The sequence below is a fragment of the Alistipes sp. ZOR0009 genome (assembly GCF_000798815.1).
Taxonomy (GTDB): domain Bacteria; phylum Bacteroidota; class Bacteroidia; order Bacteroidales; family ZOR0009; genus Acetobacteroides.
This window is the reverse complement of the sequence record NZ_JTLD01000021.1, coordinates 29,681-43,767: the sequence shown is the minus strand read 5'-3', so window position 1 is coordinate 43,767 and position 14,087 is coordinate 29,681. Positions and strand designations below refer to the sequence as shown.

The following is a 14,087-nucleotide window of genomic DNA, read 5'->3' as shown; positions in this document are numbered from 1 at the left end:
GAACTACGATAAATACCTTTTTCGTAATATTGACAAACGATAATTCCCTCAATATTCATCATAACAAGTAAGATGAATGACAGATAGCGTAGCAGCAATCCCGCTGTTATAGCTAATTCCAACAGCCAATTAAAGTAAAAAAGAGCCACCGTGAGGTTGCTCTTTCTTTTTACTCTGCGCTCGAACTCCCGAAAACTCCATGAAAAGCACGTTCGGCTAAATATGAGGACCTTACTAAAGGTCCACTTTCTACGTAATCAAACCCTTTTTGCAATGCAACTTGTTTGAACAAATCAAACTTTTCGGGAGAAACAAATTCAACCACCTTTAGATGCTTAAAGGAAGGCTGCAAATACTGCCCCATTGTAAGAATTCTACAACCGACTGCCAACAAGTCATCCATCAGCTGAAAAATTTCATCATCCTTTTCGCCCAAACCAAGCATCACCGCCGATTTAGAAACAAAACCAGCATCTGCAACATACTTAAGCGTAGACAAGCTAACGTCGTAAACAGCGTGAGAGCGGACTTCTGAGGTCAAACGCTTTACCGTTTCCATATTATGAGATACCACATGAGGTTTTGCATCCAACACCCGCTGAATTAGTTCCTTTTTAGCATGAAAATCAGGAATCAAAACCTCCACTCCAACATTCGGATTTAGCTCCTTTACTTTTGCGATCGTCCGAAACCAATGCTCGGCACCTTCATCCTCCAAATCGTCCCGATTCACTGAAGTTATTACACAATACTCAACCCCCATCAGGCTGATTGACTTTGCTACTTTTAATGGTTCAAACAGATCCAAATCTGGGGTTTTCCCAATTTTAGTAGCACAAAAACCACAGGTGCGGGTACAAACATCACCACCAATCATAAACGTTGCGGTACCTCTCCCCCAGCACTCCCCTATATTGGGGCATTTTCCACTTTCGCAAATTGTATGCAGATTATGACTTTTTACAATCGCAGCTGTTTTTGCATACCGTTCGCCTTGCGTGAATTTCACCTTTAGCCAATCTGGCTTACTTATTTTCGAAGCAAACTTCTTCTCCATCCCTCTATTTTTTGAGCCAAACATCATGCATGATAAAAAGTTTGGACAACAAAAGCTAAAGTAGTTCACGTTTCCTCCTAGAAATTAAGCCATGAAAGTTTCAACAGCACATAAAATCTAATAATTACTATATTTGCGAATTAAACAAAATTGTCAATCCGGAGATGATCAATTTAGACTTAAGCGAACAGGAAATTATACGCCGCAACTCGCTGGAAGAGCTAAGAGCGTTGGGCATCAACCCATATCCAGCCGAAAAGTTTGAAATAAATACCAACACTGAAGAGATCAAAGACCTTTTTGATGAAGCAAAAGGGAACTTTCAGGAAGTAAGTATTGCAGGAAGAATGATGACCCGCCGCATAATGGGCAGCGCTTCCTTCTTCGAACTTCAAGATCACAAAGGAAAAATACAGGTCTACGTTCGTCGTGACGACATTTGTCCTGAAGGAGATCCAACCCTGTACAACACCTTTTTCAAAAAGCTGCTCGACATTGGGGATATTGTTGGCATTAAAGGCTTTGTCTTTGTAACAAAGACAGGAGAACTTTCCATTCACGCTAAAGAACTAAAACTTCTATCGAAATCACTCCGACCACTTCCCATTGTAAAAGAAAAGGAAGGCCAAGTTTTTGACGCCTTTAGCGATCCGGAGCAACGCTACCGCATGCGCTATGTCGATCTTATCGTCAACCCGCAAGTTCGAGACGTTTTCGTGCAACGTGCAAAGATTATCAGTACGATGCGCGAATACTTTAATGCAAAAGGATACCTCGAAGTAGAAACACCTATCCTTCAACCAATTCCTGGAGGAGCATCAGCAAGGCCATTTATCACGCACCACAACGCGCTAGATATGCCGTTATACCTTCGCATTGCCAACGAACTCTACCTAAAAAGGTTGATTGTTGGAGGTTTTGAAGGGGTATACGAGTTTGCCAAAGACTTCCGCAATGAAGGAATGGACAGAACTCATAATCCAGAATTTACCGTAATGGAAATTTATGTAGCCTACAAAGACTACTTCTGGATGATGGAATTCACCGAGCAAATGATTGAAAAAGTAGCTCTTGCGCTACATGGCACAACACAAGTACAGGTGGGTGATAAGACGATTGACTTTAAAGCACCATTCCGCCGCATCACCATTCTGGATGCGATTAAGGAGTATGCTGGCGTTGATGTTTCCACCATGAACGAAGAGGAAATCAGAAAAGTTTGCAAAGAAATTGGAGTTGAAGCAGACGAAACCATGGGTAAGGCAAAGCTTATCGACGAAATATTTGGAGAAAAATGCGAAGGCAACTTCATCCAACCTACATTCGTGATGGATTACCCAACCGAAATGTCGCCACTTTGCAAGCGTCACCGCAGCAACCCAGCTCTAACAGAGCGCTTCGAACTTATGGTTAATGGGAAAGAGCTTTGCAACGCCTATTCGGAGTTAAATGATCCAATAGACCAACTAGAGCGCTTTCAGGAGCAAATGAAGCTTTCTGAAAAAGGAGACGATGAAGCGATGTTCATCGACATGGATTTCGTAAGAGCGCTAGAGTATGGAATGCCAACCTGTTCTGGTATGGGAATTGGGATCGACCGACTTACCATGCTTATGACCAACCAACCTTCGATTCAGGATGTCCTGTTTTTCCCACAAATGCGCCCCGAAAAAAAGGTCGCAAAGGATGACACGGAAGCCTATCTTTCAATTGGAATTCCTGCTGAATGGATCCCTGTAATCCAAAAAATGGGCTACACCACCATCGAATCACTAAAAAAGGCAAACCCAGGAAAACTTTTCAACGATCTTTGCGGAATGAACAAAAAGCACAAGTTAGGGCTTTCGAATCCTTCTGCCGACGATGTAAAAGGATGGATTGGCGCCTAACCCAAGATATAAAAAAGAGAAAGGCACTTTTTAGTGCCTTTCTCTTTTTTAAGCATACCTCGGGAAGTCTGAATGGGTACTTAAGCAGGAAAGCTCTTACACTTTTACTTCTTTTGTCGTAACTTTACATTCCAAAAAGTTAGCCATGGCAAGATTAAAAAAACAACACTTACTCACACTTTTCTTCCCTCTAATTATTTTAGGAGGAGTTGTAACATCGTCTTGCACAACATCAAGAACAGCCCCAAATTCGTCATATAAAAGGAATACAAAGCCTTGCGATTGCCCCAAATACAACGTATCCCGTTTTGGACATCCCCGCAAGCATAACTAACAACTACCTAGCATGCAACGTAAAAGCAACATATCCTTAAACCCAAACTCTCGAATTGCCGTTCTTGGCAGCGGAAGTTGGGCTACGGCAATTGTAAAAATACTGACCTACAACCTCGATTCGCTGGGTTGGTTTGTTAGAAATGAAGATACGATCAGCCACATACTTCAATATGGGCATAATCCTAAGTACATTAGCTCAGCCGAAATAAACACAGATAAAATAAGGCTCTCCAACGACATCAACAAAGTCATTGAAGAGGCAGACGTACTTATTGTGGCAATCCCTTCAGCATTCTTAGTTGACAGCCTAAACAACATCTCGGTTTCTATAAAAGAGAAGTTTATCATCTCTGCTGTAAAAGGGATTATTCCAAATGACTTTCTAACCATTGCCGAATTTTTTAACCAGAAATATGAAATTCCATTCGATAATATAGGAGTTGTCACAGGCCCTTGCCATGCCGAAGAAGTTGCTTTGGAGAGGCTATCATACCTTACTTTAGCCTGCAAAAGCAAGCACAACGCGCAGCTTCTTGCCGAAAAGTTTGAATGCCATTTCATTAAAACAACTACAACTACCGACATTTATGGTGTTGAATACGCTGCCGTTTTAAAGAATATCTATGCGATAGCATCTGGCATTTGCCACGGATTAGGCTACGGAGACAACTTTCAGGCCGTACTTGTATCAAACGCACAATGCGAAATGAAACGCTTCCTCGACTCTACCTATCCCTGCAAGCGGAATGTAGACTCATCAGCCTACTTAGGTGATCTTCTTGTAACGTGCTACTCAAGCTTCAGCCGAAACAGAACCTTCGGAAGTATGATTGGCAAAGGCTATACGGTTAAAGCAACAATGGCAGAAATGAACATGGTTGCAGAAGGATTTTACGCATCAAACTGCATAAACTCCATCAACAAAAAATACAAAGTGGAGATGCCAATTGCAGAAACAGTGTACAACATCCTATACCTCAACATCAACCCCAAATATGCAATGAAGCAGCTCATAGAAAAGCTACGTTAGAATACAAAGTTTAAGTGGTACTTTTAAACAAAAAATGATTTAAAATGGTAAAAGTCAAGGTAAACCTAAGCAAAGTGGCGCCTTTCGCTACGGCTCAAGAGGTTGAAGGATTGAGCCAACTTGCAAAGCAGAGCAACAAACAATTGCACGATGGCACCAGTAAAGGAAGTGATTTTTTGGGATGGGTAACTCTTCCCTACGAAATCACCAGCGAACAAATTGCAGACATCAAAAGTACGGCATCTTCGATTTCCTCCAACGTTGATGTTGTTGTGGTAATAGGAATTGGAGGCTCATACCTTGGTGCTAAATCCGTAATAGAAGCGTTGTCCAACAGCTTTGCGCCTTACATCCAAGGTAAGCACCCCCATGTAATTTTTGCAGGTCAGAACATTGGAGAAGACTACCATGCCGAGCTGCTTGACTACATAAAAACAAAATCAGCAGCTTGCGTTGTCATCTCTAAATCGGGAACAACAACAGAACCTGCTATCGCCTTCCGTCTTATCAAAAATCACATAGAAGAGAAATACGGTAAAGACGAGGCAAAGCGCAGGATCGTCGCAATTACCGATGAATCAAAAGGAGCGCTTCGTCAGCTCGCAAATGCAGAGGGCTACAAAACATTCGTAATTCCAGACAACGTTGGAGGACGTTTTTCCGTTCTCACACCAGTTGGACTACTTCCTATTGCGATTGCGGGCTTTGACATCGCCCAGCTGGTAGAAGGAGCAAAGGCCATGGCCGAGCAGTGTAAACCGGAGGTTTCATTTGATCAAAATCCGGCTGAGCAGTATGCCGCCGCAAGAAATGCTCTTTACAACAAAGGCAAGAAAGTTGAAATGCTGGTGAACTTCAACCCAAAACTTCACTACTTTGGGGAGTGGTGGAAGCAGCTGTACGGCGAAAGCGAAGGGAAGGAAAACAAAGGGCTACTTCCTGCTGCAGCCGATTTTTCTACCGACCTGCACTCTATGGGACAATACATCCAAGAAGGAGAACGCATCCTTTTTGAAACCTTCCTTGCGGTTGAAAGTGTAAACAGAACTCTACTGGTTCCCGAAGATAAGGACAACCTAGACAAGTTAAACTTCCTTGCCAATAAGAACATAGACTATGTCAACAAGATGGCAGAGCTAGGAACCATTATTGCTCACCAAGATGGAGGAGTACCTGCCATTCGATTGGATATTGAAAGATTAAACGAGCTAACGCTCGGAGGTCTCATCTACTTCTTCGAGAAGGCCTGTGGCATCAGCGGTCAAATCTTAAATGTTAACCCATTCGATCAGCCAGGCGTAGAGGCCTACAAAGCCAACATGTTTGCCCTCCTCGATAAGCCCGGATTTGAAGAAGAAGGCAAAAAGTTAAGAGCAAGACTTTAAAAATAATTTAACGAGAAGCGTAAAAACTTCTCGTTTTTTCATAAAAACACCAGATTTAACACTTTCGATTAAAGCATTTTATCCTTCGAGCACAACGCTTACCTTTTTTATATGCATTTAAAAGATAATTTTGTGTGATTTTTTGAATGTGGAGGTTAATCCGTTCAATTATTTAAATCGTATAGGTTTGAGAGATAGCATATTAAAAAAATCTGCCAGTTTATTTGCGATTTTTTAAGTTTTACGCTAACTTGTTGATGGTTAATTACTGCTACCAATGACCAAAATTTTAAACTTAAAACTATGAGTGACTCCTATGCAAGCATTGCGGATTATTACGACTACATATTCCCATTAAATCCGCTGCAAATTGAATTTATTACCAGCAGACTGTCACCAGAAGAGAATCCCGTTTTACTAGACTTAGGCTGTGGTACGGGAAGCCTTGCCGTTGCACTTGCTGAAGAAGGGTTCAACACTGTAGGTATCGACATTGATGAAAAAATGATCGAAATTGCTCACCAAAAAGGAAAAGGGAACGGGAAAACCACCTTTTTAGTCGAGGACATGAATAAGATTCAACGCAGCTTCAAAGCAGGCAGCTTCGACTCTATCTACTCCTTTGGCAACTCAATCGTTCACTTAGGAAGCCCAGAAGCAATCGAGAATCTATTCTCGTCGGTAAGGTCGCTTCTTAAGCCTGATGGAAAGTTCATAGGACAGATCATCAACTACCGTCGCATCTTTGACAAGATGGTTACGGGCCTACCAACTATAGACAATGAGTTTATTAGCTTCGAAAGAAGCTACCAGTTTACAGGACCAGGAGAACCTTTATACTTTAAAACTAGAACTTACATCAAAAGTTCTGGAAAAATACTTGAGAATAGGGAGACGCTATACCCATTGCTTCCTGAAGAAGCGCTATTTTTCTTAGAAAATGCAGGTTTTTATGATGTAGACCTGTATGGAGCATTCAACGGCGATACTCTACTCTCCGACAGTTACTCGTTTATATTTGTAGCCAAATAAAAAAGGGTGCCTAAAAGCACCCTTTTATTTTAAAAATTCGGACAACGCAAATAGGCGATCAGCCCTAACTCCTTTCGGTGTATGCTTGAGAGTGCAGCACTCTGTATAAAAATCGTGCTGAAAGAAAAAGGTGTACCCCAAATTTGTCGACTCAGTTAAAAAAACCTCCTTTTCCTTTAATGTTACCATTGGTTCTACGTCATAGCTCATTATGTATGGCAAAGGAATATGCGCTGTTGAAGGAAATAAGTCAGCAACAAACACAAGTTTTCCCTTTGGATGATGAATTATTGGGATTATCTGACCTCGTGTGTGCCCATCAAAGATTCGAAGCTCGACATTAGACGTTAACATTCCACCTTCTTCAATAAAATTCACTAAACCTAACTCCAACATAGGGAGTATATTTTCGGGCAAAAATGAGTCGGCCTCCCGTGCATTGGGATTTACAGCCCAGTTCCAATGCGAGCGTGAGATATGAATCGTTGCATTAGGAAAAACGGCTTCTATGCCCCCTGTTTCTGCATTAAACTTAAGTCCTCCACCACAATGATCGTAATGCATGTGGGTAATGACAATATCAGTTATATCCTCGGGGGCATAGCCGTGCTTTGCCAAGCCATCCAAAAGACCATCTCCTCCAAACAAATAAAAATGGCTTAAAAATTTGGCATCCTGCTTATCCCCAAATCCATTGTCAACGAGGACAACACGATCTCCATCTTCAACAACCAAGCTCCGCAAGGCCCAAGAGCAAAGGTTACTTTCATCTGCAGGATAAGTTCGCTGCCAAAGCACCTTTGGCACAACACCAAACATTGCTCCTCCATCAATTTTAAAATTGGTTATATTAACTGACGACAGTTTCATTACGTTCATTTTTAAGATTCAAAGTTAGCATATAAACGAGCCAGCACAATAAAAGTTGCCTATCTCATCGCATCGTCACCACATTCTCCTATCTTTGTTTTCTAGAAAAACACACATTACCAACCAAGAAGCCATTGTAACTATGAGAGTTCACTTTATAGCAATTGGAGGCAGCGCAATGCATAACTTAGCACTTACGCTACATCAAAAAGGATATCAAGTAACAGGATCGGACGATGAAATTTTTGAACCCTCTCGCACACGCTTGGACAAAAAAGGGCTACTCCCCTCCGAAATGGGATGGAATCCTGAAAAAATCACCCAAAATTTAGATGCGGTTATCCTTGGAATGCATGCCCGAGAAGATAACCCAGAATTAATTAGAGCAAAAGAGCTTGGGCTCAAGATATACTCGTATCCTGAATACCTTTACGAGCAAACTAAAAACAAATGTCGTATTGTTATAGGTGGGAGTCATGGCAAAACGAGCACAACGGCAATGGTTATGCACGTTTTAAAACACGCTAATATCAAATTCGACTACATGGTAGGCGCTCAATTGGATGGATTTGAGACAATGGTCAGCCTCTCTGACGATGCAAAATATGCCGTATTTGAGGGAGACGAATACCTCACCTCTCCAATAGACTTACGACCTAAGTTTCATCTTTACAACCCCAACATTGCGCTTGTCACCGGAATTGCGTGGGACCACATCAACGTATTTCCAACATTTGACATTTACGTTGAACAGTTCAAAATCTTTGCCGATTTAGTTGAAGAGAACGGAACGTTCATATACTTCGCTCAAGACGAGCACCTCTCAAAAATTGCAAACGAAACAAAGACCTCAATTAGCAAGCAGGCATACAACACGCATCCATACAAGGTTGTAAATGGAGTTTGCATTCTAACAACAGAAAGTGCAGATGTTCCTCTCAAAATTTTTGGAGAGCACAACCTTCAAAACATCGCAGGAGCAAAGGCCATTTGCACCGCCATAGGCATAAGTAGCGACCTCTTCTATGAGGCAATAGCAACCTTCGCTGGCGCAGCTAAACGCCTACAGCTACTTGCTTCAAAGTCAGACACCAACATATATCTAGACTTTGCCCACTCTCCGTCAAAACTTAAGGCAACAACCCAAGCTGTAAAAGAACAATTCCCCAATAGGAAGTTAATAGCCTGCATGGAACTACACACATTCAGCAGCCTTAATAAGGATTTTCTATCAGAATATCGAGGAACGATGAGCAAGTCTGATGTTGCGTATGTCTACTTCAACCCTGAAACAATTAAGCACAAACGGCTTCCTGAAATCAACAAAGAGGAGGTAAAAGCAGCCTTCGGAGGAAATGTGGAAGTTTTCACCAGCAGCGAGCAGCTCATCTCTGAACTAAAAAAAATACAGTACACCAACAGCAACCTGCTAATTATGACATCAGGAAACTTCTCTGGTGTAGATTTAAAATCTTTTGCACAAGAACTCGTAGAACAAAACATCAAATAAAAATGAGACATTTTTTTATTGCAGTAGCCATATTTTTAGGAGTATGCTCCACTGGCGGCAGCGCAAAGGCTCAAGAATATGGGAATGCTATTGGTATCAAATTTGGAACATATAGCGGAATCACCTATAAGCTTTTTGTTAGCAGGGAAAACGCCATTGAAGCAGGGTTTACCTTTGGCAATAACACCTTAGGTTTTACGGGTTCTTACCAATATTTTTTCCCCATAAAAGAAGTTCCTCATTTAAATTGGTTTGTAGGAGGAGGAGGACACCTCATCTTCATCAGCGGACACAACTCATTATGGAACGACTCCAACCACGACAACAACATTGCACTGGGGGTCAACGGAGTAGGTGGCGTTGAATATAAATTCCCAGAAATACCTCTCAACATAGGTGCAGAGCTAGGACCTTGCATCAACCTTGCAGACGAAACTAAGTTAAACGTGCACCTAGGAATATTTGCTCGATATACGTTCTAATTTTTTCGAATAACGCTTGCAGATATAAAATTTTGGCTTACCTTTGCACCCGCAATGTCAACATAAGAATTGCACAAATAAAGGTCCATTCGTCTAGGGGTTAGGACGCAAGATTTTCATTCTTGTAACAGGGGTTCGATTCCCCTATGGACTACTAAACGTTAAATAGCAAGTTTTGTACAATGGCAAATCATAAATCAGCAGAAAAAAGAAACCGTCAAAGCATTGCAAGAAGATTGCACAACAGATACTATGCTAAGACGACTCGTAATGCCCTAAAGGCACTAAGAAACACAACCGACAAAGAAGCAGCAGTTGCTCTACTTCCAAAGGTAAGTGCAATGCTTGATAAGCTCGCTAAAATCAACGTGATTCACAAGAATAAGGCTGCCAACCTTAAGAGCAGCATTCAACTTCACGTTAATAAGTTAGCATAATCTTAACTTAAGATATTTTTTACAGGTCGTACTCAAAAAGTACGGCCTAATTTGTTTTGAACAACCGCACATTGTCTGTCTTTTGCTATATTTACCTAACCAACAACTAGCAAATGCCGGACAACTATCTCTCAAAAAAGCTTAGCATAAAAGAGTGGTCGGTAGAGGATAGACCACGAGAAAAAATGCTAACCAAAGGAATCGGAGCCCTTGGAGATGCAGAAATACTAGCCATACTAATCGGATCGGGAACCAAAAATGAATCTGCCGTCGAAGTGGCCAAACGGATACTACACTCCTGCAACAACAGCCTATCTGAGCTCGGACGCCAATCAATAAAAGATTTATGCAAAGTAAAAGGAATCGGCCAAGCCCGAGCCATAACGATTGCTTCTGCGCTTGAGTTGGGAAGACGTAGAGCCGTAGCAGAGCCAGTCAACAGAAAGCAAATCTCGTCAAGTTCGGACGTTGTCGACCTCTTCCAGCCGCGACTCGCAGACATCCCCAATGAAGAATTCTGGATACTCCTTCTAAACCGATCGAACAAAATCATCGAGAAGCATAAAATTTCGCAAGGAGGCGTAAGCGGAACCATTACGGACATTCGAATAATTATGAAATATGCGTTAGACTCGCTAGCGAGCGGCATTATCGCCGTTCACAACCACCCTTCGGGCAACAAACTCCCCTCTGATGCAGACAAGAACATCACCCGCAAAATAAAGGACGCTGCTGCCATCTTTGACATTCACCTGCTTGATCATATCATTATTACGGAAGGAGAATGCTTCAGTTTTACAGACGAGGGCCTTCTTTAACCTTTTTAATAGATGCATCCTTCTTAATCTGCCATAACTTGCGAAACGACTTAACAAATAAATTAATACCTTTGACAGATTTTTTACAACAATACATAGTATGGTCATCAACCTAGCAGAGCAGAGTTCTCTACTAAACCAGTTTATAGCAGAGTTAAGGGATGTCAACATCCAAAACGACAGCCTTAGATTTAGAAGAAACTTAGAACGGATTGGCGAAATATTTGCTTACGAGATCAGCAAAACAATGCCATCAATAGAAACTGAAGTTCAAACGCCTCTCGGCGTTGCCCAAGTAACCGTTCCTTCTTCCCCTCCTGTTATCGCTTCTATACTCAGAGCTGGTCTTCCTCTCCATCAAGGACTTTTAAATTTTTTCGACAAAGCTGACAGCGCATTCATTTCTGCATCCCGCGCATACAACGAAGACGGCTCCTTCCGCATCCAATTCGACAACCTCTCCTGCCCTGTAATTGACAACAAGGATTTAATATTGGTAGATCCAATGCTTGCCACTGGAGCATCAATGGTTCTTGCAATTAAGGCTTTGCTAGAACGAGGAACGCCATCACATGTTCACATCGTATCGGTAATTGCAAGCCAGGAAGGTATTGACTACACGGTTGCCAATACAAATTTTGAAAATGTAACCTTCTGGTCAGGAGCAATTGACCCTGTGCTAACTCCTAAGAAGTACATATCTCCAGGGTTAGGCGACGCAGGTGATCTTGCCTATGGGAAGAAACTAAAATAGCATAATAGCCAGCACTTTCGCTGGCTATTTCACTTTTCGTCTGAATAAACCTGAACATCGCCAGTATCGGAACATTCAAAAAGCAGCTCTTGCACCGTTTTTTTAAGGCATGGATGAACATACTCCGAGGCTATGTCATTCAAGGGAATCAGTACAAATCTTCGATCCTGCATTCTAGGATGAGGCACAATCAAATCAGGCTCGTCAACTATTAGATCATCAGCAAAAATAATGTCGACATCCATCGTACGAGACGCATACTGATGCTCGGCATTCCGAATCCTTCCTAGCATATTTTCCACCTCATGGCATGCTAAGATTGCTGTCTTCAGATCCAACTTGGACTCGACACCTAATGCTTGATTCAGAAAACCTTGTTCTGCATCAAAACCCCATGGCGCTGTTTCATAAACTTTCGACTCCGACACTACCACACCAATAAGACTATTTATCAACCGTTTAGCCTCGCGCAGCAAAAACGACCTATCTCCTTGATTTCCGCCAATAAGCAGGAATAGTTTCATAAAATAATAATTCTCGTTATTTTGAAAAAAAAGTTCTGCCAAGTAATTTAGCACTGAATTTTATTAGCTAAATTGAAGTCAAAATTAAACAACTAAAAAGATAAGCGCAATGAAAGAATTTTTCAGAGCTTTTTTGGGCTCCTGTTTGGGAGTTCTTATCTCGTTTCTTCTCCTAATTCTCCTTGGCTTTAGCCTCATTGGGATAATAGCATCGAGCTCAGAAGAAAAAGTTGAGATCGCACCAAAAACCATTCTAAAAATAGAGTTAGACCAACCAATCTTCGAAAGAACCCCAACCAACCCTTTTGACAACTTTGACTTTGGAAGCATGAAGAGCAATAAGCCGCTTGGTTTAAACTCAATTGTATCCAACCTCAAAAAGGCGAAGACCGACCCAAATATAGCGGGAGTATACATGGATTTAACGACGGTAAACGCTCCTGGATTTGCAACCGTTCAGGAAATTCGCAATGCTATAGTCGATTTTAAAAAATCGGGCAAGTTTGTCGTTGCTTTTAGCGACACCTATACGCAAATTGCCTACTACCTAGCCTCCGCTGCCGACAAAATATACATGAACCCCGAAGGCAACCTAGAGCTACTTGGCCTAAAAGCCCAAGTCATGTTCTACAAGGGAACCTTAGACAAGTTGGGCGTACAAGCACAAATAATTCGCCACGGCAAGTTTAAAAGCGCAGTAGAACCATTTATGCTCGACAAGATGAGCCCCGCAAATCGCGAGCAAATGGACGCGTTGCTAGGCTCAATATGGAACGAAATGACTGCCGAAATAAGCAAAAGCCGTAATGTTTCTGCTGAAGAATTAAATAACATAGCAAACAACCTTAGCGCCCCCGACGGGAAATCAGCAGTTAACGCAAAACTAGTTGATGAGCTTCTTTACAAAGATCAGGTGATAGCAAAATTAGCTTCTTTTGCAAAGGTTGAAAAAGATAAAGATCCAGAAGCAATTTCACTTGCAAAGTACGACCAAGTTATCCCCGAAGACCAAAAATATTCGAAGGAGAAGATTGCCGTAATTTACGCAAATGGGGAAGTTGTAATGGGATCTGACTCGAAAAATCTTTCGGAAAAAGAGATTAGCGCCACCATCAGAGAAGCTCGCAAGGATGAAAACATCAAGGCGATTGTACTTCGGGTCAACTCTCCTGGAGGTAGCGCCCTTGCATCCGAAATAATTTGGAGAGAAATGGAGCTAGCCCGCAAAGCAAAGCCAGTAGTTGTTTCAATGGGCGACCTTGCCGCATCAGGAGGATACTACATCACCGCTCCAGCCAACGTTATATATGCGCAACCAACTACCTTAACTGGCTCTATTGGTGTATTTGGCGTGCTCTTTAATGCAGAAAAAGGATTAAAAGACAAGCTCGGCATCACCGTTGATGTTGCCAAAACCAATAGCCATGCTGATATGGGACAACCTTTCAGAATGCTTAACAACGACGAAACTGCGGCCATTCAGAAGGAGATTGAGCGCATCTACGGAACCTTTACAGGTCACGTATCTGCCGGCCGCCGTTTACCTGTAAGCTACATCGACAGCATTGGTCAAGGCCGAGTTTGGAGCGGAGTAATGGCTCAAAAATTAAAACTTGTAGATAAGCTAGGAGGTTTAACCGACGCAATAGCAGAAGCCGCGAAACTTGCAAAGCTGAAAGAATACAAAACAGTTGATCTTCCTGAACAAAAAAGCACCTTCTCGCAAATTATGGCCGAGTTTACAGGAGAATCAATCAGCACCATGTTTGCAAGAGGACAATTTGAAGAATCGATTAAAAGTTACAACGAAATTCGCAGCTTCATCAAAAACCAAGGCGTACAGGCACGCCTCCCATTTTGGTTAGAGATACGATAACTTCCAAGAAATTGCTTTTTTTAACCAACCTGAAAAACCAAACATAGAAAGTCACAAACATCTGATTATAAAAGTTCCTTCCCTCAA

At 41.9% G+C, this 14,087-nt stretch carries 13 protein-coding genes and 1 tRNA gene; 11 read left to right on the top strand and 3 right to left on the bottom strand.

The genetic code is table 11. The features are described 5' to 3' along the window. Positions 1-169: 169 nt before the first annotated feature. Positions 170-1,057, bottom strand: coding sequence for a lipoyl synthase (gene lipA, locus L990_RS07280; protein ID WP_047447152.1), 888 nt, complete (start codon positions 1,055-1,057; stop codon positions 170-172). A gap of 167 nt (positions 1,058-1,224) precedes the next feature. On the opposite strand from lipA, the gene lysS reads away from it, so the two are divergent. From lysS to L990_RS07255, 4 genes are all read left to right on the top strand, one after another. Then, positions 1,225-2,946, top strand: a complete 1,722-nt coding sequence (gene lysS / locus L990_RS07275) for a lysine--tRNA ligase (protein ID WP_047447147.1) — start codon at positions 1,225-1,227, stop codon at positions 2,944-2,946. Positions 2,947-3,292: 346 nt separating this feature from the next. Beyond that, the gene (locus L990_RS07265) at positions 3,293-4,312 is read left to right on the top strand and encodes an NAD(P)H-dependent glycerol-3-phosphate dehydrogenase (RefSeq protein WP_047447016.1); all 1,020 of its coding nucleotides are present in this window, start codon (positions 3,293-3,295) and stop codon (positions 4,310-4,312) included. Between the two features lie 44 nt (positions 4,313-4,356). Then, a complete protein-coding gene (locus L990_RS07260) occupies positions 4,357-5,697 on the top strand; it encodes a glucose-6-phosphate isomerase (protein WP_047447014.1) in 1,341 nt (446 codons plus the stop codon). A gap of 303 nt (positions 5,698-6,000) precedes the next feature. After that, the gene (locus L990_RS07255) at positions 6,001-6,729 is read left to right on the top strand and encodes a class I SAM-dependent methyltransferase (protein WP_047447012.1); all 729 of its coding nucleotides are present in this window, start codon (positions 6,001-6,003) and stop codon (positions 6,727-6,729) included. Positions 6,730-6,753: 24 nt separating this feature from the next. Here the strand turns inward: L990_RS07255 and L990_RS07250 are convergent, their stop codons facing one another. Then, positions 6,754-7,599 (bottom strand): MBL fold metallo-hydrolase, encoded by an 846-nt coding sequence (locus tag L990_RS07250; protein ID WP_047447144.1) that lies wholly within the window; start codon positions 7,597-7,599, stop codon positions 6,754-6,756. Between the two features lie 142 nt (positions 7,600-7,741). On the opposite strand from L990_RS07250, the gene L990_RS07245 reads away from it, so the two are divergent. From L990_RS07245 to upp, 6 genes are all read left to right on the top strand, one after another. Continuing rightward, the gene (locus L990_RS07245; RefSeq protein WP_047447010.1) at positions 7,742-9,109 is read left to right on the top strand and encodes a UDP-N-acetylmuramate--L-alanine ligase; all 1,368 of its coding nucleotides are present in this window, start codon (positions 7,742-7,744) and stop codon (positions 9,107-9,109) included. 2 nt (positions 9,110-9,111) lie between these two features. Then, complete coding sequence (locus L990_RS07240; RefSeq protein WP_047447008.1) at positions 9,112-9,591, top strand: hypothetical protein; 480 nt, start codon at positions 9,112-9,114, stop codon at positions 9,589-9,591. Positions 9,592-9,673: 82 nt separating this feature from the next. Next, positions 9,674-9,745, top strand: a tRNA-Glu gene (locus L990_RS07235). Between the two features lie 28 nt (positions 9,746-9,773). Next, positions 9,774-10,028, top strand: a complete 255-nt coding sequence (rpsT, locus tag L990_RS07230; RefSeq protein ID WP_047447006.1) for a 30S ribosomal protein S20 — start codon at positions 9,774-9,776, stop codon at positions 10,026-10,028. 113 nt (positions 10,029-10,141) lie between these two features. Continuing rightward, positions 10,142-10,846 (top strand): RadC family protein, encoded by a 705-nt coding sequence (gene radC, locus L990_RS07225; RefSeq protein ID WP_047447004.1) that lies wholly within the window; start codon positions 10,142-10,144, stop codon positions 10,844-10,846. Between the two features lie 100 nt (positions 10,847-10,946). Further along, the gene (gene upp, locus L990_RS07220; protein ID WP_047447002.1) at positions 10,947-11,600 is read left to right on the top strand and encodes a uracil phosphoribosyltransferase; all 654 of its coding nucleotides are present in this window, start codon (positions 10,947-10,949) and stop codon (positions 11,598-11,600) included. 29 nt (positions 11,601-11,629) lie between these two features. Here the strand turns inward: upp and folK are convergent, their stop codons facing one another. Beyond that, the gene (gene folK / locus L990_RS07215) at positions 11,630-12,124 is read right to left on the bottom strand and encodes a 2-amino-4-hydroxy-6-hydroxymethyldihydropteridine diphosphokinase (RefSeq protein WP_047447000.1); all 495 of its coding nucleotides are present in this window, start codon (positions 12,122-12,124) and stop codon (positions 11,630-11,632) included. Between the two features lie 109 nt (positions 12,125-12,233). Here folK and sppA point away from each other — a divergent pair, with 109 nt between their 5' ends. Continuing rightward, positions 12,234-14,000, top strand: a complete 1,767-nt coding sequence (gene sppA / locus L990_RS07210; protein ID WP_047446998.1) for a signal peptide peptidase SppA — start codon at positions 12,234-12,236, stop codon at positions 13,998-14,000. The last annotated feature ends 87 nt before the right edge of the window (positions 14,001-14,087 follow it).

Excerpts from the sequence above, each read along its gene's own strand:
- lipA (WP_047447152.1), bottom strand. The coding sequence starts at position 1,057 with ATGGAGAAGAAGTTTGCTTCGAAAATAAGTAAGCCAGATTGGCTAAAG.
- L990_RS07265 (WP_047447016.1), top strand. The coding sequence starts at position 3,293 with ATGCAACGTAAAAGCAACATATCCTTAAACCCAAACTCTCGAATTGCC.
- L990_RS07260 (WP_047447014.1), top strand. The coding sequence starts at position 4,357 with ATGGTAAAAGTCAAGGTAAACCTAAGCAAAGTGGCGCCTTTCGCTACG.
- L990_RS07255 (WP_047447012.1), top strand. The coding sequence starts at position 6,001 with ATGAGTGACTCCTATGCAAGCATTGCGGATTATTACGACTACATATTC.
- L990_RS07250 (WP_047447144.1), bottom strand. The coding sequence starts at position 7,599 with ATGAAACTGTCGTCAGTTAATATAACCAATTTTAAAATTGATGGAGGA.
- L990_RS07245 (WP_047447010.1), top strand. The coding sequence starts at position 7,742 with ATGAGAGTTCACTTTATAGCAATTGGAGGCAGCGCAATGCATAACTTA.
- L990_RS07240 (WP_047447008.1), top strand. The coding sequence starts at position 9,112 with ATGAGACATTTTTTTATTGCAGTAGCCATATTTTTAGGAGTATGCTCC.
- rpsT (WP_047447006.1), top strand. The coding sequence starts at position 9,774 with ATGGCAAATCATAAATCAGCAGAAAAAAGAAACCGTCAAAGCATTGCA.
- radC (WP_047447004.1), top strand. The coding sequence starts at position 10,142 with ATGCCGGACAACTATCTCTCAAAAAAGCTTAGCATAAAAGAGTGGTCG.
- upp (WP_047447002.1), top strand. The coding sequence starts at position 10,947 with ATGGTCATCAACCTAGCAGAGCAGAGTTCTCTACTAAACCAGTTTATA.
- folK (WP_047447000.1), bottom strand. The coding sequence starts at position 12,124 with ATGAAACTATTCCTGCTTATTGGCGGAAATCAAGGAGATAGGTCGTTT.
- sppA (WP_047446998.1), top strand. The coding sequence starts at position 12,234 with ATGAAAGAATTTTTCAGAGCTTTTTTGGGCTCCTGTTTGGGAGTTCTT.